Annotated in this window: 24 protein-coding genes; 9 read left to right on the forward strand and 15 right to left on the reverse strand. The window is 62.6% G+C overall.

Annotated elements, in window-relative coordinates:
• Nucleotides 1-55: 55 nt before the first annotated feature.
• On the reverse strand, nt 56-334 hold the full coding sequence (locus HFO71_RS07580; RefSeq protein WP_164050970.1) for a hypothetical protein: 279 nt from the start codon (nt 332-334) through the stop codon (nt 56-58).
• Between the two features lie 418 nt (nt 335-752).
• On the opposite strand from HFO71_RS07580, the gene HFO71_RS07585 reads away from it, so the two are divergent.
• The gene (locus tag HFO71_RS07585) at nt 753-1,133 is read left to right on the forward strand and encodes a VOC family protein (protein ID WP_168343404.1); all 381 of its coding nucleotides are present in this window, start codon (nt 753-755) and stop codon (nt 1,131-1,133) included.
• Nucleotides 1,134-1,193: 60 nt separating this feature from the next.
• On the opposite strand, the gene HFO71_RS07590 is transcribed toward HFO71_RS07585, so the two are convergent.
• Nucleotides 1,194-3,188, reverse strand: a complete 1,995-nt coding sequence (locus HFO71_RS07590) for a methyl-accepting chemotaxis protein (RefSeq protein ID WP_221987763.1) — start codon at nt 3,186-3,188, stop codon at nt 1,194-1,196.
• Nucleotides 3,189-3,548: 360 nt separating this feature from the next.
• Between HFO71_RS07590 and HFO71_RS07595 the strand changes: the two genes are divergently transcribed.
• Nucleotides 3,549-4,424: a transporter substrate-binding domain-containing protein gene (locus tag HFO71_RS07595; RefSeq protein WP_168257005.1), complete on the forward strand. Its 876-nt coding sequence runs from the start codon at nt 3,549-3,551 to the stop codon at nt 4,422-4,424.
• Between the two features lie 24 nt (nt 4,425-4,448).
• Here HFO71_RS07595 and HFO71_RS07600 read toward each other — a convergent pair whose 3' ends face one another.
• The 5 genes from HFO71_RS07600 to HFO71_RS07620 all read right to left on the reverse strand — a co-directional run bounded on the left by HFO71_RS07600 (nt 4,449) and on the right by HFO71_RS07620 (nt 7,644).
• Nucleotides 4,449-4,862 carry a tellurite resistance TerB family protein gene (locus HFO71_RS07600; protein WP_020048350.1) on the reverse strand — a complete coding sequence of 138 codons (414 nt, stop codon included), beginning with the start codon at nt 4,860-4,862 and terminating at the stop codon, nt 4,449-4,451.
• 101 nt (nt 4,863-4,963) lie between these two features.
• Nucleotides 4,964-5,692: a thermonuclease family protein gene (locus tag HFO71_RS07605; RefSeq protein ID WP_221987765.1), complete on the reverse strand. Its 729-nt coding sequence runs from the start codon at nt 5,690-5,692 to the stop codon at nt 4,964-4,966.
• 11 nt (nt 5,693-5,703) lie between these two features.
• A complete protein-coding gene (locus HFO71_RS07610; protein WP_221988020.1) occupies nt 5,704-6,381 on the reverse strand; it encodes a LexA family transcriptional regulator in 678 nt (225 codons plus the stop codon).
• 125 nt (nt 6,382-6,506) lie between these two features.
• Entirely contained in the window at nt 6,507-7,154 is a 648-nt protein-coding gene (locus tag HFO71_RS07615; protein WP_025393052.1) for a response regulator, read from the reverse strand.
• Between the two features lie 91 nt (nt 7,155-7,245).
• Nucleotides 7,246-7,644 (reverse strand): hypothetical protein, encoded by a 399-nt coding sequence (locus tag HFO71_RS07620; protein WP_168286260.1) that lies wholly within the window; start codon nt 7,642-7,644, stop codon nt 7,246-7,248.
• Nucleotides 7,645-7,820: 176 nt separating this feature from the next.
• Between HFO71_RS07620 and HFO71_RS07625 the strand changes: the two genes are divergently transcribed.
• Together HFO71_RS07625 and HFO71_RS07630 are read left to right on the forward strand one after the other, a co-directional pair.
• Nucleotides 7,821-8,174 carry a DUF952 domain-containing protein gene (locus tag HFO71_RS07625; protein WP_168286261.1) on the forward strand — a complete coding sequence of 118 codons (354 nt, stop codon included), beginning with the start codon at nt 7,821-7,823 and terminating at the stop codon, nt 8,172-8,174.
• Nucleotides 8,171-9,259, forward strand: coding sequence for a quinone-dependent dihydroorotate dehydrogenase (locus tag HFO71_RS07630; RefSeq protein WP_221987767.1), 1,089 nt, complete (start codon nt 8,171-8,173; stop codon nt 9,257-9,259). The genes HFO71_RS07625 and HFO71_RS07630 overlap by 4 nt, the downstream gene beginning before the upstream one ends.
• On the opposite strand, the gene HFO71_RS07635 is transcribed toward HFO71_RS07630, so the two are convergent.
• From HFO71_RS07635 to HFO71_RS07645, 3 genes are all read right to left on the reverse strand, one after another.
• The gene (locus HFO71_RS07635; protein WP_221987770.1) at nt 9,235-10,581 is read right to left on the reverse strand and encodes an MATE family efflux transporter; all 1,347 of its coding nucleotides are present in this window, start codon (nt 10,579-10,581) and stop codon (nt 9,235-9,237) included. The genes HFO71_RS07630 and HFO71_RS07635 overlap by 25 nt on opposite strands.
• 85 nt (nt 10,582-10,666) lie before the next feature.
• Complete coding sequence (locus HFO71_RS07640; protein WP_025393057.1) at nt 10,667-11,164, reverse strand: CAP domain-containing protein; 498 nt, start codon at nt 11,162-11,164, stop codon at nt 10,667-10,669.
• Between the two features lies 1 nt (nt 11,165).
• Nucleotides 11,166-11,432, reverse strand: a complete 267-nt coding sequence (locus HFO71_RS07645; RefSeq protein WP_131707919.1) for a DUF6460 domain-containing protein — start codon at nt 11,430-11,432, stop codon at nt 11,166-11,168.
• A gap of 198 nt (nt 11,433-11,630) precedes the next feature.
• On the opposite strand from HFO71_RS07645, the gene HFO71_RS07650 reads away from it, so the two are divergent.
• The gene (locus HFO71_RS07650) at nt 11,631-12,563 is read left to right on the forward strand and encodes a class I SAM-dependent DNA methyltransferase (protein WP_221987772.1); all 933 of its coding nucleotides are present in this window, start codon (nt 11,631-11,633) and stop codon (nt 12,561-12,563) included.
• Nucleotides 12,564-12,774: 211 nt separating this feature from the next.
• Entirely contained in the window at nt 12,775-13,410 is a 636-nt protein-coding gene (locus tag HFO71_RS07655; RefSeq protein WP_131663067.1) for a YitT family protein, read from the forward strand.
• Between the two features lie 100 nt (nt 13,411-13,510).
• On the opposite strand, the gene HFO71_RS07660 is transcribed toward HFO71_RS07655, so the two are convergent.
• From HFO71_RS07660 to HFO71_RS07675, 4 genes are all read right to left on the reverse strand, one after another.
• On the reverse strand, nt 13,511-13,750 hold the full coding sequence (locus HFO71_RS07660; RefSeq protein ID WP_165504399.1) for a hypothetical protein: 240 nt from the start codon (nt 13,748-13,750) through the stop codon (nt 13,511-13,513).
• A gap of 198 nt (nt 13,751-13,948) precedes the next feature.
• Nucleotides 13,949-14,350: an endonuclease domain-containing protein gene (locus HFO71_RS07665; RefSeq protein ID WP_131663068.1), complete on the reverse strand. Its 402-nt coding sequence runs from the start codon at nt 14,348-14,350 to the stop codon at nt 13,949-13,951.
• 71 nt (nt 14,351-14,421) lie between these two features.
• Nucleotides 14,422-14,883, reverse strand: a complete 462-nt coding sequence (locus tag HFO71_RS07670; RefSeq protein ID WP_131663069.1) for a carboxymuconolactone decarboxylase family protein — start codon at nt 14,881-14,883, stop codon at nt 14,422-14,424.
• A gap of 22 nt (nt 14,884-14,905) precedes the next feature.
• Nucleotides 14,906-15,406 (reverse strand): RrF2 family transcriptional regulator, encoded by a 501-nt coding sequence (locus HFO71_RS07675; RefSeq protein WP_131663070.1) that lies wholly within the window; start codon nt 15,404-15,406, stop codon nt 14,906-14,908.
• Between the two features lie 133 nt (nt 15,407-15,539).
• Between HFO71_RS07675 and HFO71_RS07680 the strand changes: the two genes are divergently transcribed.
• The 3 genes from HFO71_RS07680 (at nt 15,540) to pdeM (ending at nt 19,528) form a co-directional block, all read left to right on the forward strand.
• Complete coding sequence (locus HFO71_RS07680; RefSeq protein ID WP_168258738.1) at nt 15,540-16,172, forward strand: YitT family protein; 633 nt, start codon at nt 15,540-15,542, stop codon at nt 16,170-16,172.
• A gap of 47 nt (nt 16,173-16,219) precedes the next feature.
• Complete coding sequence (locus tag HFO71_RS07685) at nt 16,220-18,730, forward strand: ligase-associated DNA damage response DEXH box helicase (protein ID WP_221987774.1); 2,511 nt, start codon at nt 16,220-16,222, stop codon at nt 18,728-18,730.
• Nucleotides 18,731-18,802: 72 nt separating this feature from the next.
• Nucleotides 18,803-19,528, forward strand: a complete 726-nt coding sequence (gene pdeM, locus HFO71_RS07690; RefSeq protein ID WP_276522899.1) for a ligase-associated DNA damage response endonuclease PdeM — start codon at nt 18,803-18,805, stop codon at nt 19,526-19,528.
• Between the two features lie 125 nt (nt 19,529-19,653).
• Here pdeM and HFO71_RS07695 read toward each other — a convergent pair whose 3' ends face one another.
• A complete protein-coding gene (locus tag HFO71_RS07695; RefSeq protein ID WP_131663073.1) occupies nt 19,654-20,235 on the reverse strand; it encodes a transglycosylase SLT domain-containing protein in 582 nt (193 codons plus the stop codon).
• Nucleotides 20,236-20,380: the final 145 nt, after the last annotated feature.

Genomic DNA, 20,380 nt, shown 5'->3' on the forward strand with positions numbered 1-20,380 from the left:
TGAGCGCATATTTCCCTTCACCCGCTCCATCTCCCGCAAACCATGCCGACTAAGCCTAGTCTCCAAAGAACCGGATCGGCTTGTATTGCCGATGCGCGATGATCAGGCTCCGGTCGGGCTGGATGATGTAGGTTTCCTCCACCTGCCGGCCGTATTGGTCGGTGAAATCATGCGGGAAGGCGGAACCAACAGGCGATTTGGTGAGCTTGGTGCGCGGCTGGCCACTATAGGTGATGCTGCCGGGGATGGGTTCGAGACCCGGTCCGCTGTAGCTGACGGTGTTGCATCCCGCCAGAACGAGCGTGCCGACGAGGCCGATGATTGCAGCTTTCATGTCCATCCCTCCCAATGCTTGAATAATATCACTCTACGCCTCACCGGCTAGAGTTCACGACACGAATGCCCATGCCGCTCTTCAATCCTTCGGGAAGCGTCGCCGGGGGCGCCGTGATCGAGCGGCTGGACGCGACATCCACCTGTTGATATTAGGGTGAGTATCCTGTCTCTCCAGCCGCGATGACGCATCATTGCCGAAACCGGTGCCCTCTGCTAGATCGGCATCGTCGAAAAAGGCAGGATCGGTTGAGGTAAGCCCGATCCCTTCCGCTGCAGCGTTAAGCGCTCTGGCGAAGCTCTGCTCCGTGCCATGGCACGAGAACCCCCGACGTGATCCGCATGAAGATGCGGGATCCCGGCGGCGTGCGGAGACGGCAAAAAGGCAGTCCCGGGATTTTTTTCGAACGGAGACTGTCATGCACTTGAACCATCTCGATTTCCACGTTCCCGATATTGCTGCCACGGCGGATTTCTTCATCCGCCATTTCGGCCTGACGCTGAAGGATATGCGCGGCCAGAACGGTCTCGCGATCCTGGAGGACGATGCCGGCCTCGAAATCATCCTCAGCCACGCAATCGCAAAATTCGGCACCGCCGATCAGGTGGAGATGGGGCGCCAGACCTATCACATCGGCTTCATCCTGCCCGAAAGGACGGATGTCGATGCGGTCCATGCCGGGCTTGCGGCTGCCAGTGCTGATCTGTCTGGCCCGCCGGGCGCGATGCGCGGCGGCTGGCTGTTTTATTGCACGGCGCCTGGAAACATCCTCATCGAGATCGGCTGGCGGCCGGGTTAGACGATACCCAAAAGGAAAGGGCGGCCGCAGCCGCCCTTTCCAATGCTTGTTTTGACAGGCTCAGAATTCCGTCCAGTCGGGATCCTGGCTTGACGATGTGCTGCTGCCGGCGCCGAAGGCGTGGGCGATTTTCTGGCCGAGCGCGCGGGCCGGCGAGGCGGCCGGGCGGGCGGTGCCTTCGCGGGCGACGCGGACCGGAGCTGCCCTGGCTGCCGGGCGGGCGGCAGCGCGTGGTGCTGCTGTGGCCATTGGCGCACTGGCAGTGAAGCCGCCGGTGCCGGTCAGCCTGAATTGGCCGAGCAGGTTGTTGAGCGCTGCAGCTTCCGTCGCCAGGTTGTGGCTGGCGGCGGTGGATTCTTCGACCATCGCCGCATTCTGCTGCGTGCCCTGGTCCATGGTGTTGACGGCGGTGTTGATCTCCTGCAGGCCGATCGACTGTTCGCGGGAGGCTTCGGCGATTGCGTGGACGTGCTGGTTGATCTCCTGCACCTCCTGGACGATCGCGTCGAGCGCCTTGCCGGTTTCGCCGACCAGCGAGACGCCGGTCTGCACATGCGAGCCGGAGGTGCTGATCAGCGCCTTGATCTCCTTGGCGGCCTTGGCCGAGCGCTGGGCGAGTTCGCGCACTTCTTGCGCGACGACGGCAAAACCCTTGCCGGCATCGCCGGCGCGGGCGGCTTCGACGCCTGCATTCAGCGCCAAAAGATTGGTCTGGAAGGCGATGTCGTCGATGACTCCGATGATGTTGGAGATTTCGCCCGACGACTTCTCGATCTGCTGCATGGCGGAGACGGCCTTGCGGACGACCTCGCCGGATTTTTCCGCTCCGAGGCGGGTACGGGCAACGAGCTGGCTCGCCTCCTCGGCCCGCTTGGCGGCGTCGCGCACTGTCGTGGTGATCTCCTCCAGCGCTGCTGCCGTTTGTTCGACGGAGGCCGATTGCTGTTCCGTCCGCTGGGAAAGCTGGTCCGCGGAGGAACGAATCTCGTTGGCGCCTGCGCCGATCGCCCGGGCATTGGCGCCGACCGTATGCATGGTTTCGTTGAGCTTCTCCACCGAGTTGTTGAAATCCTCACGCAGCGCATCGAGATGCGCGACGAAGGGCTCGGCGATATGCGAGGCGAGATCGCCGGCGGCAAGGCGGCGCAGGCCGTCGCCGAGTGCGGTGACGGCGCGGTCGAGTTCGGATGCTTCGCGGGCCTTCTGCGCCTCACGGTCGCGGCGCTCGCTGTCGCTGACGTCGCGGTCTGCTTCGGCACGCGCTTCGATCCGGGCGCGCTCGATCGCATTGTCGCGGAAGACCGAAACGGCCTTTGCCATCTGGCCGACTTCGTCGCCGCGGTCGAGGCCGCTGACATCGCTTGTCGTGTCGCCCTCGGCAAGCCGCGTCATGCGCTGGCGCAGCTGCATCATCGGGCCGGCGATGCCTATCTGGGCCACGACCACGCTGAAGCCGACGGCAGCGAGAACGGCGATGCCGATCAGAACGAGACAGAAGACGATCCGTTCGTTGACGGAAGCCGAGAGCGCGTCGCCGCCATCGTTGAGCATCGCCATCATCGCATCATTGTTGGCGATCATCTTCGGCGTCAGTGCATCGAGCTTGGCATTGATCAGGGCAACATTTGCCTGGGCGCCGGCGCCGTCCTTGGCTTTGCTCTGTTCGATGATCTTGTTCGCCAGCGTTTCGATCTCATCAATGCCCGCCTGGATTTCATCGATCGCCGGCTTGCGGCTGGGCACCAGCGCCAGCGCCTGCTTCATGCGGTCACGCGCCTGCGGCAGCTTGCTCGGCGTGGCGAGCGCCTTCTCGAATTCCGGCGTATCGAGCTTCATGTCGGCAAGCAGGCTTACCTGCAGCACCGAGGCCACCGCCGATGCGCTGGCGCGCGCGCTCAGCATCGAGGCCTGCGCCTCATGATCGATGAAGGCGCTGTAGGCGGCGTCCGCACGGCGGAACTCGGAAATGACGTAGATCAGCCCGGCCATCGTGATCAGCCCCAGGAGCGCCACCACCGATATGATTTTTGTGCGGATTTTCAGATGTTTCAGCATGGAAATGTCACCCGATTGACGGGGCGTGCTCGCGCGCCCGGTGCTTTTGAAATCAATTGTTGCAGAAAAAGCGCTGCTTCAATATCGCGGATTGGAGATTACGTTTGGGCTGACGCTTGCATCATGCGATCGGCTGGCGGGGTCCGATGTCGTCGCAACAAATAAGAGGCGATATTCTTTAATTCCGCGCTAACAGAGGGTGGCGGATGAGAGTGATTTTTAGGGGCTGACTTGTCCTCTTATGAGTTCGCGCGCGTCGTCGGCTCCCCTCACTCCCACGCATATTCCCCAACACGCATGACTCTGATACATCTCGCCGACGCTGCAATGCTTCGCGCTTAACCTGAGACCAAGATCAAGATGATGCAATTCAAGCTCGCATCCGTGACTCTGAAGGGCTTTTTCGCGTTCGGGCTGTTGCTGGGCGCGCTTTTTTCAAGTTGCGCCGCGTCCGCCCAGCAGGCGGCACCTTCGCTGCCGCTGCTCTTCGATGCGCGCGAACGTCTTGCGAGGCCCGATCTCTCCTCGCTGGTGCGCCTGCGCTTCCTGACGTCGGTCGATTTCCCGCCCTTCAATTTCACCGATCAGAACGGCAAGCTTTCCGGTTTCAATGTCGACCTCGCCCGCGAAATCTGCAGTGAGTTGGAGATTTCAGACAAGTGCCAGATCCAGGCGCTCCCCTTTACCGACCTCAGGGATGCGCTCGCCGCCTCACAGGGCGATGCCATCATCGCCGGTCTTGCCGTGACCCCGGAGCTGCGCCGGCAATTCGTCTTCTCCAGACCTTATCTGATGCTGCCGGCGCGCTTCGTGCGCAATCTCGCCGTGCCGCTTGACGGAAAGACCGCTGCCGCCCTTTCCAGCCACCCGGTCGGCGTCGTCAGGGGGACGGTGCATGAGGCGATGCTGGCCGCCTTCTTCCCCACGCTCAAGGCCGAGCCGTTCGATACGAAGGACGCTCTGCTTGCGGCGCTCAAGGACCGCAAGGTCGATGCCGCCTTTGCCGATGCGCTGCAGCTTTCCTTCTGGGTCTCTTCGCCGGCCTCGGCCAAATGCTGCGCGCTGTTCGACGGCCCCTATCTCTCCGAGCATTTCCTCGGCGAGGGCATGACGATCATGCTGCGGCAGAAGGACAGCGTGCTGACGGCAGCCATCGACCACGCGCTCGCCACGCTGTCGCGCAACGGCCGCCTCCAGGAAATCTATCTGCGTTATTTCCCCTACGGGCTTTATTGAAGCCGCAGTCCAAATTGCTCGCCTTCAGCCCCTGCGGAAGCGCGCAATCGCACTGCGCTCGATCGCCGCGCAGGTGAGCTTGTCGAGGCCGAGCCGATCGCGCAGCAGGCTGAGCAGCCGCAACTCCTCCGCCTTGACCGAGAGATCGGCGGATGCCACCTCGACGGCCAGCGCATAGGCCGTGTCGTAGAGCTTTGCGGGCAGGGTATCGCGCACGGTTTCGAGGACGACGTCGAGGCCTTCCGGCCCGGCCAGCAGCGCGGCGCAGTCGCGCGCCACCGAAATCAGCTTGTCGTCGTCGAAGTCCCGGAAAACCGGCAGGAATCCGATCAATTGGCCGATCCTTGTCATCTCCCTGTCGTTCATCGTGCTGTCGACGGCGGATGCCATCACCATCACGTAGATCAGCGCATCATGGGCGGAAAGCGGCTTGTTCATCTCTGATTCCTTTTTCGGTCAGCCCAGATTAGGAATTGGCGACAGCCATTACAAGGGATCGGCCCGATCCGGGCTGTCCAACCACTGTCGTGGCTGCCGGTTTAATTGCGGCGCGGGTCATCGCCGTAGAGGCCTTTTCCCGCCTGCCTGGCCTTTTCGGCGGCGGATGTAAGCGGCGAACCCGCCGTCGGTTCCGCCCAGCCCTTTTCGGCGAGCCATGAGCCGAGATCCTCCGTGCCCAGCCGGCAGGCAGTCGTGACGGTTTCCTTCCATTCCACCGTCTCGAGATCGCAGCTGACGCTGCGGTTGCGCAACAGCAGGCGCAGCGCCGTCTTCGCCATCATGCCGCAGGGCCATTGCCGGCCCGCCGGCCCGCATATCCTGTCGACCGGCGTCGGCACGATGCCGGCAAGCTGAAGCCGGCGCTCGCCGAAAGAAAGAATGCCGGCATTGTCGGCCATCGGCCGCGCCAGCTCCACCGCCTTTTTCGCAGCCGGACTTGGCGTTGCCCCGGCCGGAGTCTCCGCTTGTTGCGGTGCATCGGCCGGTTTGGGTGCCCCGCCGTCGCCCGGGTCGGGGGAGGGGGGAGCCGCCGGAGAGGGCGGAGCCTTTGGTTCCACTGAGCGGGCAATCATTTCGGCACGCTCGTCCGACATCGCCGCGGGTTCGCCGGGTTCGGGAGCAGCATCTGCCGCTGCCGTTGCCGCCTCTTCTGCGGACGCCGTCTCTTCGCCGGCCGTGCCGCCGCCAAGCCTTGCTTCGCCTGCCAGCAGCAGGCCGGCTACCACCGCCATCCCCGTGATACCTGTGATGAAGGCGGCAGGGCGCATGGAATATCTTCCTATTGGCTGGCCCAGATGATCCGGGCGATCCAGGCGACGTCGGAAAGCTCGAGAGTGCGGTTGGGATGTTCGGGATTGAGCGACAGCAGCTCGATCGACCGCGGGCTCTGGCGCAGCAGCACCTTGGCCATCACCTCGCCCTCGTTTGTGCGCACGACGACGCGGTCGTTGCGGCGCACCTGTGCCCCCGGCTCGACGATCAGCACGTCGCCGTCGCGGTAGAGCGGCATCATGCTTTCGCCCTGCACCTCCAGCGCATAGACGCCTGCCTTCCGTGCCGGGGCGGCCGGAAATTCCACCACGTCCCAGCCCTGGCCGGCCGGAAAGCCGCCATCGTCGAAGAAGCCGCCGGCGCCCGCCTGCGCGAAGCCGAGTAGCGGAATAGAGCCGCCTTGCTGGGGAAACGCGCTTTCCTGCGGCGCGGCCAGCTGTTTGGAAAGATCGGCATCCCGCCGCATGAAGGCCAAAAACTCCTCCATGCTTGCCCCTGTGGCGTCGAGCACTTTGGCGATCGATTCCGTCGAGGGCCAGCGCAGCCGCCCGTCGGCAGAAAGCCGTTTCGATTTGTTGAAGGAGGTCGGGTCGAGGCCGGCGCGGCGCGCAAGTCCCGATGGCGTCAGCTCGTGCCGTTCGGCAAGCCTGTCGAGCGCTTCCCAGATCTGGTCGTGTGACAGCATGCGCGCGATTCCGTCGCGGCTCATTTCAACGCCGCGCTTCAACCCGGCGCAATATTAATCGACCGTGCCGTCTGAGTAAAGATGAAAGAGGAATAAAATCCTGTTTCCAAAGGGAAATGTATCGCTCAGGCAACCATCGCCATATTGATCTTGCCGAGCTGGATGACGGCCTGCGTCCGGCTGTCGACGTCAAGTTTCAACAGGATCGCCGAGACATGGGCCTTGATCGTCGCCTCGGAGACGCCGAGTTCGTAGGCGATCTGCTTGTTCAGCAGCCCTTCGCCGAGCATGGTCAGCACCCGGCTCTGCTGTGGCGTCAGCGTATGCAGGCGGTGGATCAGGTCTGCGACATCGGGATCCTGCTCCTGCCCGTCGCGATAACTTTCCGGTGTGGCGATGTCGCCGGCAAGCACCGTCTGGATGCTGCGGCGAATATCCTCGATGCCGGCGGATTTCGAAATGAAGCCGGAAGCGCCGAGTTCCAGCGCCCGGCGGATCGTCGTCGCGTCGTCGGTTGCCGAGACGATGACGATCGGCAGGCTGGCGAATTCGGAGCGCAATGCCATCAGGCCGGAAAAGCCGCTGACGCCGGGCATGGCGAGATCGAGCAGCATCAGGTCGGCATCAGCATGGGCGCCGGCGGCCCGGCGCGCGGCGGCGAAATCGCCGGCCTCGACGATCGACTGCCGGCCTTCCATGCCGATCACCGCCTGGCGCAGCGCGTCACGGAAAAGCGGATGATCGTCCGCAATGATGATGGTCTGTTCCTGCATCGAAAACTCCCTCCCAAGAGCCCGACCATGCCGGCATGTGCCTCCGCCCCTCCGCGTTGCGCGCCAGCTTGTTCATAGTGACTATATCAGATCAGGTCTTCTGCGGAAGGGGATTGGTGTTTTCCTCGGCCTGGAACTCCTTCACCATCCCCATGAAACTCTTCATCATCCGCTCCATGATGCTGATCGAACGGTCGACCTCGGCATCGCTCGGCAGCGCACGTTGAATGACGCCGCCCTGTTCGAGCGCCGTCACCCGCTTTGCCAGCCGGTCGAGTTCGTCCTCATAGGCCGCCCGCTCGTCGGCGGCCATCCGGCAGACGAGGGCGCCGTCCTTGTCCTGGCAGATCGACATCGCCCCGGTCTGCCGGTCGAGCCGGACGAAATGGTCGCCGCTCTTCTCCAGTTGGAACCGGCCCGCATCGGCTTCGGCCGCCGCGGCCGCCAACGGCATCAGAAAAACGCCAAGCGTGAGAGCCAAAACCTTCATCGTCTCATCCTCCGGATTTTCGGGAGCATGATGCCGAAAAGTGTGCGCGGTTTTCGGACGACATCATGCTCTAATTCTGTTCCAGCTGTCCCGTTTTTCGGCGCCGAGGCGTGGACATCGCCGTCTCTTTCCGGCAAAGCCCTCGTGACCGAGGAACAGCCTATCGTGAGGCCATGATGACCCTGACACCGACCCTTTACAAGATCGTGACGGAAACGCTCTGGCAGCAAGCCAGACAAACCGGCACTTTTCATGGCGCCGGCATCGATCTCAAGGACGGCTTCATCCATTTTTCGACGGCGGAGCAGGTGAAGCAGACTGCCGCCCTGCATTTTGCCGGACAGTCCGGCCTGCTGCTGATTGCCGTCGATGGCAGCCGCTTCGCCGACAAGCTGGTCTTCGAGCCCTCGCGCGGCGGCGATCTCTTCCCGCATCTCTACGCCGATCTGCCGCTTGCGGCCGTGCTCTGGGAGGCGCCGCTGCTGCTCGACGAAGCCGGCGCCCATGTCTTCCCGGAGCTGCAGCCATGATCGATCCGTTCAAGCGTCTCGCCCGCAAGGGTCTCTTCCTGTTCGATCCGGAAACGGCGCACGGCATGTCGATCGCCGCCTTGAAATCCGGCCTCGTGCCCGCCTGTCAGATCACGCCCGATCCGCGGCTGCGCCAGACCGTTGCCGGCCTTGCTTTCGAAAATCCGCTCGGCATGGCCGCCGGCTACGACAAGAATGCCGAAGTGCCGGAGGCGCTGTTGAAGCTCGGCTTCGGCTTTACCGAGATCGGCACGGTGACGCCGAAGCCGCAATCCGGCAATCCGCGCCCGCGCATCTTCCGCCTGGTGGAGGATGAAGGCGTCATCAATCGTCTCGGTTTCAACAATGAAGGCCATGACGCCGCCTTCAGGCGCCTCGCCGCGCTAAAGGGCGGTGGCATGATCGGCGTCAATATGGGCGCCAACAAGGATAGCGAGGACCGCATCGCCGATTACGTCGCCGGCATCCGGCGCTTTTATTCCGTCGCGCGTTATTTCACCGCCAACATCTCCTCGCCGAACACGCCCGGTCTGCGCGACCTGCAGGGGCGCGAAAGCCTTGCTATGCTGCTGTCATCAGTGCTTGCGGCGCGCGACGAAATGGCGGGAACATCCGGGCGGAAGATCCCGGTCTTTCTTAAGATCGCGCCTGATCTGACCGAGGAAGGCATGGACGATATCGCCGCGGAAGTGCTTTCGCATGCGCTTGATGGCCTGATCGTCTCCAACACCACGCTGTCGCGCGACGGACTTAAGGATCAGCGCCAGGCGAAGGAGGCGGGTGGCCTCTCCGGCGTGCCGCTTTTCGAAAGGTCGACGGCGGTACTCGCTAGGATGCGCAAGCGGGTCGGTCCGGCCCTGCCGATCATCGGCGTCGGCGGCGTTTCCTCGGCCGAAACCGCGCTGGAGAAGGTCCGGGCGGGCGCCGATCTCGTCCAGCTCTATTCCTGCATGGTCTATGAGGGCCCCGGCCTGGCCGGCGATATCATCCGCGGCCTCTCGAAACTCCTGCACCGCGAAAAGGCCGCCTCGATCCGCGACCTGCGCGATACCAGTCTGGATTATTGGGCGGCGCGAAAGGTCTGATCGGCCCGCGGCTTCACCAGCATTGCCAGGAAGAAGCCGCGGAAGAGCAGGAAGGCGTTCATCGCCAGCCACAGGCCGTGATTGCCGAAGAGCGGCACGAAGACCGCGAGCATCAGGAGATAGCCGGCGAAGGATATCAGCATCCGGTTACGCATGTCGGCCGACCATGTGGCGCCGATGAAGACCCCGTCCATCAGGAAGGCGAGTGCGCCCGTCACTCCCGTCACCGCCGCCCAGGGCAGATAGGTTTCGGCTGCCTGCCGCACCTCGGGTGAGGTCGTCAGCACCGAGATCAGCCAGGGGCCGGCGAGAAAGAAGAAGGCCGAGCCGATCGCCGCCAGCCCGAAGGACCACAAGATCGTCAGCTTCAGCCCGCGGTCGAAGGCCGGCCGGTAATGCGCGCCGATCGCCCTGCCGGCGATCTGTTCGGCGGCATTGGCAAGCCCGTCGAGATAATAGCCGGACAGCAGAAAGAAATTCATCAGCACGGCATTGGCGGCAAGCGTCACAGCGCCGAAGCTGGTGCCGATCCGCGTCATGATGGTATAGGCGCCGAGCAGCACGAAGGTACGGATCAGGATGTCGCGGTTGAGGGCGAAAAGCTCGGCCAGCCGGTGCCGGGAAAAGACCTCCGCCCATTGAGGCCGCTCGGCCTTGTTAAAGCCGCTGAGTACGATGAAAAGTCCGGCAAGCGCGCCGACGGTTTCGCCAGCCATTGTACCCCAGGCGACGCCGGCTACGCCCCAGCCGAGCGTCAGGCCGAGATAGATGGAAAGCACGATGTTGATGCCGTTGATGATTGCCTGCAGCAGCAGCCCGATACTGCCCTGGCCGCGCCCGAGCACGAAACCGAGGATGGCGTAATTCGCCAGTGCCGCCGGTGCTGCCAGGATGCGGATCGAAAAATAGGTGCTGGTCGCCTCTGCAATCGGCCCATGCGCGCCCATCAACCTCAGCCCGGCGGTGATCAGCAGGGGCGAAAGGCAGAGCAGCGCCAGACCGCAGCCGAGCGCCGAAATCATCGCCCGGGAAAAGACCGCCTGCTGCTCGTGCTGGTCCCGCCGGCCATAGGCCTGCGCCGTCAGCCCTGTCGTCGAGGCGCGCAGGAAGTTGAAACTGCCCATGATGAGATCGAAGAGCATGGCGCCGATCGCCAGTCCCGCAAGCGCTTCCGGGTCGCCCATATGACCGACGACGGCAGTGTTCGTCAGCCCGAGCAGCGGCGTCGTCAGAAAGCCGAGCATCATCGGAATGGCAATCGACAGCACCATCAGGTGCGTCACGTCGAATGCCAGCGCATTGTCGTTGGTTCTGCTATCCATGCCTGCCTCGCCGCTTCGGCGCCGCGCGTTTTCTCAAACGCCCAAAGGACGCCGTACACTTTGAACTGCTGCAGGCGGAATCACCTCAGCTGGAAAGCACCATGGCCCAATAGGGCAGGTTCCTGGAAGATGTATTATGGGCGACGGCAACGCCAAGGCCGCCATAACGTCCCAGCATGTTTTCCAGGTGATGCGGCGAGTTGATCCAGGCCGTCACCACGGCATCGACGCTCTGCTGGCCCGACGCGATGTTTTCCGCCGCCGGCAGCCGAACGCCGCTCGCCTTGACGCGCGCGCCGAAACTGTCGGTTATACCCATCAGATGCGCCATCTTGCCGGCGCTGGCCATGCGTTTTGCCTGGAAAAGAGCGGCAGTGCTCGCCGCCGGATCGACGGCAAGCGGCGGCAGGCCGTTTTTGGCCCGCAGCTGGTTGACGAGCGGCAGCACGCTCGCCGTCTCGTCCTCGCCGTTTGACGGCGTGCCGGCCATCCGCGGGGTCGTGGTGCAGCCGGCGATGCCGGCGGCGAGCGCAAGTCCGGAAAGGCGCAGCAGGCCGCGCCTGGAAAGATCGATGGATGTCATGTTACCGGCGGTAGCTGAAAAGACGAAGAATGATGAAGAGCGGGATGACGATCGTCGCGCCGAGGATGAGATAGTCGCCGACGCGCCCGAGAGCCGAGAAGCCCCGGTACCAGATCTCGAGGACGAAGTCGCGCACGCCGTCGATGATGCTCCACGGCGTCAGGCCGAAAACGGTCATGACGAAACCGACGATCAGCGACACCACGAGAAGCTTTATCAATGTGCGGCCGATTGAATCGCCGAGGAACCTGTTCGCCTGATCGGACATAAGCCATCTCCTGTTTGCCCTTGGAATAAGGTCGCGGCGCGGCGCCCGCAAGCCCTTTCCCGAATTGGCCGCTCCGCCTCTGAAATAGGACTTGAGTTTTTTTGTGGCCGCCGCCAGATGCGGGCCGACGCATGTCGCGCAAAAGTGTGCAGCGGTTTTGCGGCAACGACATGCGTAAAAGATTTGACAGGCCCATTGATGCAACCCCACCAGCTTTCCTCCGGCGACGTCATCGCCGACCGCCGCGCCGATTATGCCAGGATGCTCGAAGAAGGCGGCGAGCCGGAAGCGGCTGCCGAGCTGATGGAACAGGCTCTCGAGCTCGTGCCTGCCTGGGCCGCCGGCTGGTATCGCCTTGCCAACTATGTGGAAAAAGCGGGCAGGGCAGATGCCGCGATCGAGGCCTATCGCAAGACGCTTGCCCTCGATCCGGAAGATATTTTCGGCGCCGCCCTCAAGCTCGCCCTTCTCGGCGACGTGGCCACGCCTGACCTGCCGTCGAGCCGTTATGTCGAGCGCCTCTTCGACGACTATGCCGACCGTTTTGAATCGGCACTTGTCGAAAAGCTCGACTACAGCGTCCCGCAGAAGCTTGCAGCGCTCATCGCCTCCACCGGCAGGCGCTACGAACACGCCGTCGATCTCGGCTGCGGCACTGGCCTGCTCGGCTCGGAGATCCGCGCCAATGTCGGTCGCCTCGAAGGCTTCGACCTCTCGCAGAACATGCTGGCCAAGGCCGCCGATAAACAAGTCTATGACAGTCTCGCCCAGGCCGATCTCTCGCTCACGCCCGATCTCTCCGGCTTCTTTGCCGATGCCGCGCGCCATCGCGCCGACCTGGTGACGGCAGCCGATGTGCTGATGTATCTCGGCAATCTCGAAAGCGTCTTTGCCATCGTCGGAGAACTCGCTGCATCAGGCGCCGATATCGCCTTTTCCGTCGAGGATGCGGGTGATGGCGAAGGCTTCCATCTCGCTCCGTCGCTGCGTTATGCCCATTCGGAAGCCTATGTCAGGACGCTTCTCGCCCGTCATGGCTTCCAATTTCTCAAGATCGTCAAATCGGTCATTCGCAAAGATGGCGGAAAACCTGTTTCCGGCATTCTATTCCTTACGCAAAAACCCGCGTAAGCGAACATTTCTTGCGATGTTTTTATAGGTCAGCATTACTTACCTATTTCGCTTGATCGGAAGACCGAAAAGCCCGATACTGCATCGCATCGGCAGAGCGCCCGGCAATATTACGCCGAGGCGCTCGGGCTCCTTTCATGATCCAAAATTCCGTCGCGCCCGGGCCTTCTCAAGCGCGTTCTTAAACTCGTCTGCCGTGGAGACTGGCGACATGACACAGCTCATCAATGCCCTTGGTTTTTGGAATACGACTGCGACGCGCCACACTCCGATCGAAGACGTGCAGGGCATATTCTCCGGCAGCCTCGTTGCGGCGCTCGGCCTTTATGTGCTCGCCAGCGCCGGCCTTCTGACCGGCAGCACGGCCGGCGTGGCCTTCCTCCTGCATTATGCCTTCGGCGCCAATTTCGGTCTCGCCTTCTTCCTGCTCAACCTGCCGTTCTTCTATCTCTCCTGGAAGCGACTCGGCATGGCCTTCACCATCAAGACCTTCATCGCCATCGGCCTGACGGCGGTGCTTGCTGATGTGCAGTCGCGCTTCTTGTCCATTTCGAGCATTCATCCGGCCTGGGCGGCACTTCTCGGCGGCCTGCTGCTCGGCTTCGGGCTGCTGGCGCTTTATCGTCACCGCGCCAGCCTCGGCGGCGTGGGCATTCTCGGCATCTACCTGCAGGAGCGTTTCGGCATCCGCGCCGGCCTCGTCCAGCTCGCCATCGACATGTGCGTGCTCGCCGCCGCCTTCTTCGTCACCACGCCGCCTGTCGTCTTCTATTCAGTGCTCGGCGCTGTCGTCCTCAACCTCTTCGTCGCCATCAATCACCGTGCTGATCGCTATATCGCGCTGTAACGTTACAAAACGGTAAGCCATTCTAAACAAAACGTAACTTGGCTGTGATCGGTCTCGGCGCCAAATTCATCTCGCGCCGGATTTGATGAGGTGAACTATGTCAGATTTGGAAAAACTTGTGAGACGCCGTATGCAGGAAGAATACGCCAAGGGCGCTTCCGCAGAAGACATTGCGAAAGTCGTCCGCGACCTGTTCAACAGCATCGACCTCTCGGGCAATCGGTTTGACGCCGTTGCCGTACGGGCCACCAGGGATCACGAGTGACCCGATATTCGACCGACCCGAGATTTTCGGGTCGGTTGCCAGGATGAATTCCTCGCCATCAGTCACGGCGCCCACACTAGCCCCTCCATGGCTGCCGCCACCAAACCGGGGTCGAGCCACGGGTCTCGACCCGTCCTTCGGACCCTCGTAAACGGGGCGAAGGATAAGCCGCACGGACTTCCTCGACTTCAATGCTGCGTTTGGCACGTCCCCTCTCCCCGTCTTTACGGGGAGAGGGTTAGGGTGAGGGGCAAGCCACACGGCAAACCATCATTAATCACTCGCAGCCGGAAAGAACCGTAAATCCGCCACTTCGACACGCTCGGTCAATCGCCCGTCGCAGACTGCAAGAATCGTATGCAGCACCGATGGCAGCGCTCTCAGCACGTCCACATTCCAGAAACGAACAACCGACCAGCCATTGCCGGTCATGAAGACATCACGAATGCCGTCTCGTCGACTTTCCGCATGTTGACTACCGTCGATTTCGATAACGAGTCGCAGTTCACGGCAGGCGAAATCTGCAAAATAGGGACCAATCGGCAATTGTCGGACAAACTTGTTTCCACTGAGCCGCCGGTCGCGCAGCTCATTCCACAGTCTGTCTTCTGCATCATTATCCGACTGGCGCAACGATCGCGCTCGGGCGGTGGTTTTGGGCTTGGGACCTCTCATTAAAGTCGTTCCGTGTGATTTGCCCCTCACCCTAACCCTCTCCCCGTAAAAACGGGGAGAGGGGACAAGCCTCAGGCTGCCTTCGCTACCGCATCGAGCGGATGTTGCGAGCGGAAGCCGACGGCCAGCCGGTTCCAGACATTGATGGCGCCGATTGCCACGGTAATCTTCGTCATTTCTTCCTCGGAAAAATGCGCCTTCAGAGTCTCGTAGTCGGCATCCGGCGCGCCTGTCTTGGCGATATTGGTCACTGAATCCACCCACCCAAGCAGCGCCCGTTCGCGGGCGTCATAGACCGGCGATTCCCGCCAGACGCACATCAGGTTGATCCATTGTTCGGAGAGCCCATCGTGGCGGGCTTCCTTCACATGCATGTCGACGCAATAGGCACAGCCGTTGATCTGCGAAGCGCGCAGCTTGATCAGGTGGATGAAGCGGCGCTCCAGCCCGGAGGACTGGACATATTGCTCGAGCGCGGCGACTGCCTTGTAGGCGTCGGGAGCGGCTTTGGCGAAATTGAAGCGTGGTTGCATGCTCTTTCTCCTTTGTTGTGGCTCAACGAGCCGTCTTGCGTTCATGGATTTCAAGGAAGGCGCAGCCTCTGGCTGCGATCGATCCGTCGTCGACGGCGGCAAGTTCGATGCCGATATCGGCCAGGCTCGTCTTGGCGAGTTCGGCGCGATAGACTTGTTCGGCTTTCAGCATCGCCGCGTTGATGGTGCAGGGCTGGGCGAACAAGCGATCGGAGACCGGGTTCGGTCCACGCTGGCGGATTTCAGCGCAGCGGAACGCCGGTGCAGACCCCTCGACCGCGAGCACGATGTCGAGCAGCGAAATATCCTTCGGCGCTTTTGCCAGCCGATATCCGCCCTTCGGCCCCGGTACGGTATCGAGGATGCCGGCGCCCGACAGCGCCTGTAGATGCTTCAGCAGATAGCTTGTCGAGACGCCGTGGAATTCTGCCAGCGCGGCGGCCGAAAGCACGCTGCCTTCGGAGAGGCCGGAAAGCATCGCAACGCTGTGAATGGCCTGCTCGACCCCGTCGCCCATCTTCATGCACCCGGCCTCCTCAATTCATGGATAAAAAATATCCACGATTATGCCTGATGTCAAGAGGTGCCCTCGCTGCTTGCCACTTGCCTTTATCCTGACCCCGGATAGAAGACGGAAACGCCGACAGGGGAACATCATGGCATCCAACGCTTTCGCAGGCTTTCTGAATTCCAGCGCCGATCGTCACTCGCTCTTCGACGACGCCCAGGGCATCGTCGCCGGCAGCATGCTCGCCGTGCTCGGCGTAACGCTTCTCTCCGGCGCGGGGCTGCTTGCCGGCGGCACGGCGGGCCTTGCCTTCCTCGCCCATTATGCGACGGGCTTCAGCTTCGGCCTCTGCTTCTTTGCCGTGAACCTGCCATTCTATTATCTCGCCTTCCGCCGCTTGGGCGCCGCCTTTACCATCAAGACCTTCGCCGCCATCGCGCTCACCTCGGTCCTGTCGGAATTCGTCTCGGGATTCATCAGCATGGCGCATGTCGATCCTATCGCCGGCGCGCTCTTCGGCGGCCTCGTTATCGGCGCCGGCATGCTGGCGCTCTTCCGCCACCGCGCCAGCCTCGGCGGCATCGGCATTCTCGCTCTCTATATCCAGGATCGCTTCGGCTGGCGCGCCGGCTTCGTCCAACTCGGCTTCGACGGCATCATCCTGGCGCTCTCCTTCTTCGTCGCAAGCCCCTTCATCATCGCCTGCTCGGTGCTCGGTGCGATCGTTCTCAACCTCACGATCGCCATCAACCACCGCAAGGACCGCTATATCGCCATGTAAAGGCTCGCGGCTCTTCTTTTTCCCCTGCATTTCACTACCTTCCAGGCGTGGACCAGATCGATTCCGAAGCCCGTGCCCTGCTGCCTGCCGCCTTTACCCGCTGGTTTGCGGAAAAGGGCTGGCGAGCGCGCGTCCATCAGCTGGAGCTGCTTGCTCGCGCCGAGGCCGGCGAAAGTACGCTGCTGATTGCGCCGACCGGCGCCGGCAAGACGCTCGCCGGTTTCCTGCCCTCGCTCACCGATCTCACCCGCCGCGGCAAGATCCCGCCCGGCTCCGCCTTCACCGGCATCCACACGCTCTATGTCTCGCCGCTGAAGGCGCTTGCCATCGATATCGAGCGCAACCTGATGAAGCCGGTCGACGAGATGGGCCTGCCGGTCACCGTCGAAAACCGCACCGGCGATACGCCGAACGCCAAGCGCCAGCGCCAGAAGCTCAACCCTCCGGATATTCTGCTGACGACACCCGAACAGGTCGCCCTGCTGCTGGCCAACCGGGAGGCCGAGCGCTTCTTCAAGGATCTGAAATATATCGTCCTCGACGAGCTGCATTCGCTCGTCACGTCCAAGCGCGGCCATATGCTATCGCTCGGCCTTGCCCGCCTGCGCCGCCTTGCCCCCGGTCTCCAGACGATCGGCCTGTCCGCCACCGTCGCCGAGCCCATGGATCTGCAGAAGTGGCTGGTCGGCCAGGAAGAGGGTAGCGAACATCATGCCGGCCTCGTCGTCGTCGAAGGCGGCGCCAAGCCCGATATCTCGATCCTGTCGACCGAGGAGCGTATTCCCTGGTCCGGCCATTCCGCCCGATATGCCATTCCCGACGTGTACCGCCAGCTCGTTGAACATCGCACGACGCTGCTCTTCGTCAACACCCGCAGCCAGGCGGAAATGCTTTTCCAGGCGCTCTGGACGATCAATGACGACAACCTGCCGATCGCCCTCCACCACGGCTCCCTCGACGTCGCCCAGCGCCGCAAGGTCGAGGCGGCGATGGCCGAAAACCGGCTGCGCGCCGTCGTCGCCACCTCCACCCTCGATCTCGGAATCGACTGGGGCGATGTCGATCTCGTCATTCATGTCGGCGCGCCGAAGGGCGCCTCGCGTCTTGCCCAGCGCATCGGCCGCGCCAACCACCGCATGGACGAGCCCTCGAAGGCGATCCTCGTGCCCGCCAACCGTTTCGAGGTCATGGAGTGTCAGGCCGCCCTCGATGCCAATTATATTGGCGCGCAGGACACCCCGCCGGTTGGCCGCGGCGCGCTCGATGTGCTCGCCCAGCATGTGCTCGGCATGGCCTGCGCCGAACCTTTCGACATGCTGGAACTCTACGATGAGGTCATCAGCGCCTCGCCCTATGCCGATCTGAGTTGGGAGACCTTCGAGCGCGTCGTCGATTTCGTCGCGACCGGCGGTTATGCGCTCCGCACCTATGACCGCTACGCCCGTATCCGCAAGACAGCGGAGGGCCGCTGGCGCGTCTCCAACCCTGCAGTCGCCCAGCAATACCGTCTCAACCTCGGCACGATCGTCGAGAGCCCGATGCTGAATATCCGCATGGTCAAGCGCGGCGAGGGCGGTAGAATCGGCCGCGGCGGCGCCACGCTGGGGAAGGTCGAGGAATATTTCCTCGAGCAGTTGTCGCCGGGCGATACCTTCGTCTTCTCCGGCAAGGTGCTGCGCTTCGAGGGCATCCGCGAAAATGAGTGCCTGGCGTCGCAGGCTTTTTCGCTCGATCCGAAGATCCCCTCCTACAATGGCGGCAAGTTTCCGCTGTCGACCTATCTCGCCGAGCAGGTGCGGGCGATGATCGCCGATCCCGATCGCTGGCGCCACCTGCCGGATCAGGTGCGCGACTGGCTGTCGCTGCAGGACGACAAGTCGATGCTGCCGAAGCGCGACGAGTTCCTGATCGAAACCTTCCCGCGCGGCAGCCGCGCCTATATGGTCGCTTATCCCTTCGAAGGCCGTCTTGCCCACCAGACGCTCGGCATGCTGCTCACCCGCCGGCTGGAGCGGATAGGCGCCAAGCCCCTCGGTTTCGTCGCCACCGATTATTCGCTGGCCATCTGGGGCCTCGAGGATATGGGACTGATGATCCGCAATGGCCGGCTCAATCTCTCCGACCTCTTCGACGAGGACATGCTCGGCGACGATCTCGAAGCCTGGCTGGACGAATCCTTCCTGTTGAAGCGTACCTTCCGCAATTGCGCCGTGATTGCAGGCTTGATCGAACGCCGCCATCCGGGCAAGGAAAAGAGCGGCCGCCAGATCACCGTCTCCGCCGATTTGATTTATGACGTGCTGCGCAGCCACGAGCCGGATCACATCCTCTTGCAGGCGACGCGGCAGGATGCGGCGACGGGGCTTTTGGACATTGGCCGTCTTGGCGATATGCTGAGGCGAATCAGGGGCCACATCACCCTCCGCGCTCTCGACCATATTTCCCCGCTCGCCGTGCCGGTGATGCTGGAAATCGGACGCGAGGCGGTGCCGGGCGAGGCCCATGACGCACTCCTGGCCGAAGCGGCGGACGATCTGATCGCCGAAGCGCTCGCTTGACGAGAATCGGGCCTGATGAGAATTGGGGCCCGACGATTTAGGCCTGACGACGATTTGGGAATGACGACCGTGATGAACCGCCTGGCGCTGGCGCGCGACATATCAGGACTGGCCGCGATGCCGGGCATCGAGACATCGGTCCATGGCATTGCCGCCGTCTGCGATCCGCTCGGCGCCCTCTATCTGCCGGATGCCGGCCTGCTCGTCGTCTCCGACCTGCATCTGGAAAAGGGCGCAGCCTTTGCGCGCCGCGGCATGATGCTGCCGCCTTACGATACGCTGGCGACGCTGACCGTCCTTGCCGCCGTCATTTCCCGCTATAACCCGAAGCTCGTTATCTCGCTCGGCGACAATTTCCACGACCGCATCGGTTCCAAGCACCTGCCGGAGAATCTTCGCGCCCTGATTGTCGAGATGGCGCGCGGCCGCGAATGGATCTGGATCAATGGCAACCATGATCCGGATGGCATCGTCGATCTGCCGGGCACATCTGCCGACGAGATGCATTATGCCGGCCTGACCTTCCGGCACGAGCCGAAGAACGGTTTGCAGAGCGGCGAAATCGCCGGCCACCTGCATCCGTCGGCGACCGTGCGCCGCCGCGAGAAATCCGTCCGCCGCCCCTGCTTTGCCACCGACGGCGCCCGCCTGCTGATGCCGGCCTTCGGCCTCATGAGCGGCGGTCTGGATCTCGGCCACCAGGCGATGAAGGGCCTGTTCGACAGGGGGGCGCTGATTGCGCATCTGCTTGGCAGGGATCGCATTTATTCTGTCCGGTATGGGAATTTGCGGGGATAGCGCTTGTTATCTCGATGTGCCGTGGCCGCCCCCCTCTGCCCTGCCGGGCCCGGGGTCGAGACATGTGGCTCGACCCCGGGCCTGGCAGGGCAGAGGGGGGCTGACGGGCACGCCATTGAATACCCTCAATCGCACTCCTGCAACTGCCGCTGATATGTCCCTGCCATCCGCGCAAACTTCTGCGCTGTCTGCTGCAATTGCCCGTTCGAGCGCCAGTCGCCGCGTTTGTACCCTGTCGGACCGGAATAATAGGCAAGATAAAGATTATAGGCATCGTTCAGCGGAATGCCGGTCTCCACGCTGTTCTGGTAGTGATACCAACCAATGAAATCGATCGCGTCGGCGAAGTTCGCCCGTCGCGCCGTCCAGTTCCCCGTCTGCGACTGATAGTGATCCCAGGTCCCGTCGAGCGCCTGCGAATAGCCGTAGGCGGTCGAAGGACGGGACCAGGGAATGAAGCCGAACAGCTTGGTGCGCGGCGGCCGCGCATAGGGCTGGAAGCCGGATTCGGTATACATCGTCGCCATCAGGATCGGCACGGGCACGCCGTATTTCTTCTCCGTCCGTTCGGCGGCGCTCTGCCAGCTGGAGAAGAGCCCGTCGCGCTCGTCGAAGACGGCACAGATGTTCCTCGTCTGCTTCGGCGCCGTCGCGCAGCCGGCAAGCAGCGCGAGACCCACGGCCGTCAGAACGATACGAGTACGCATGACAAAACCTCTCGTTTCCGAGAGATTACTAACTCGTAAATGTTAAAAACCGGTTTTTAGTCGAATGCGAACTTCCCGGGCTGCTCTCTTGTGCGGCCAGGGATGATTACCCTGGCCTGATCACCGGGACGGCGTCGCATCAAAA

It is taken from the genome of Rhizobium laguerreae, from assembly GCF_019778565.1.
Classification (GTDB): Bacteria; Pseudomonadota; Alphaproteobacteria; order Rhizobiales; family Rhizobiaceae; genus Rhizobium; species Rhizobium laguerreae.

Bases quoted from the DNA above. Each gene is read 5' to 3' on its own strand.
- HFO71_RS07605 (WP_221987765.1), bottom strand. From the start codon at position 5,692: ATGCGCCCTGCCGCCTTCATCACAGGTATCACGGGGATGGCGGTGGTA.
- HFO71_RS07600 (WP_020048350.1), bottom strand. From the start codon at position 4,862: ATGAACAAGCCGCTTTCCGCCCATGATGCGCTGATCTACGTGATGGTG.
- HFO71_RS07665 (WP_131663068.1), bottom strand. From the start codon at position 14,350: ATGAGAGGTCCCAAGCCCAAAACCACCGCCCGAGCGCGATCGTTGCGC.
- HFO71_RS07620 (WP_168286260.1), bottom strand. From the start codon at position 7,644: ATGAAGGTTTTGGCTCTCACGCTTGGCGTTTTTCTGATGCCGTTGGCG.
- HFO71_RS07630 (WP_221987767.1), top strand. From the start codon at position 8,171: ATGATCGATCCGTTCAAGCGTCTCGCCCGCAAGGGTCTCTTCCTGTTC.
- HFO71_RS07635 (WP_221987770.1), bottom strand. From the start codon at position 10,581: ATGGATAGCAGAACCAACGACAATGCGCTGGCATTCGACGTGACGCAC.
- HFO71_RS07580 (WP_164050970.1), bottom strand. From the start codon at position 334: ATGAAAGCTGCAATCATCGGCCTCGTCGGCACGCTCGTTCTGGCGGGA.
- HFO71_RS07610 (WP_221988020.1), bottom strand. From the start codon at position 6,381: ATGCTGTCACACGACCAGATCTGGGAAGCGCTCGACAGGCTTGCCGAA.
- HFO71_RS07670 (WP_131663069.1), bottom strand. From the start codon at position 14,883: ATGCAACCACGCTTCAATTTCGCCAAAGCCGCTCCCGACGCCTACAAG.
- HFO71_RS07650 (WP_221987772.1), top strand. From the start codon at position 11,631: ATGCAACCCCACCAGCTTTCCTCCGGCGACGTCATCGCCGACCGCCGC.
- HFO71_RS07675 (WP_131663070.1), bottom strand. From the start codon at position 15,406: ATGAAGATGGGCGACGGGGTCGAGCAGGCCATTCACAGCGTTGCGATG.
- HFO71_RS07645 (WP_131707919.1), bottom strand. From the start codon at position 11,432: ATGTCCGATCAGGCGAACAGGTTCCTCGGCGATTCAATCGGCCGCACA.
- HFO71_RS07640 (WP_025393057.1), bottom strand. From the start codon at position 11,164: ATGACATCCATCGATCTTTCCAGGCGCGGCCTGCTGCGCCTTTCCGGA.
- HFO71_RS07680 (WP_168258738.1), top strand. From the start codon at position 15,540: ATGGCATCCAACGCTTTCGCAGGCTTTCTGAATTCCAGCGCCGATCGT.
- HFO71_RS07695 (WP_131663073.1), bottom strand. From the start codon at position 20,235: ATGCGTACTCGTATCGTTCTGACGGCCGTGGGTCTCGCGCTGCTTGCC.
- HFO71_RS07595 (WP_168257005.1), top strand. From the start codon at position 3,549: ATGATGCAATTCAAGCTCGCATCCGTGACTCTGAAGGGCTTTTTCGCG.
- HFO71_RS07625 (WP_168286261.1), top strand. From the start codon at position 7,821: ATGACCCTGACACCGACCCTTTACAAGATCGTGACGGAAACGCTCTGG.
- HFO71_RS07585 (WP_168343404.1), top strand. From the start codon at position 753: ATGCACTTGAACCATCTCGATTTCCACGTTCCCGATATTGCTGCCACG.
- HFO71_RS07615 (WP_025393052.1), bottom strand. From the start codon at position 7,154: ATGCAGGAACAGACCATCATCATTGCGGACGATCATCCGCTTTTCCGT.
- HFO71_RS07590 (WP_221987763.1), bottom strand. From the start codon at position 3,188: ATGCTGAAACATCTGAAAATCCGCACAAAAATCATATCGGTGGTGGCG.
- HFO71_RS07655 (WP_131663067.1), top strand. From the start codon at position 12,775: ATGACACAGCTCATCAATGCCCTTGGTTTTTGGAATACGACTGCGACG.
- pdeM (WP_276522899.1), top strand. From the start codon at position 18,803: ATGAACCGCCTGGCGCTGGCGCGCGACATATCAGGACTGGCCGCGATG.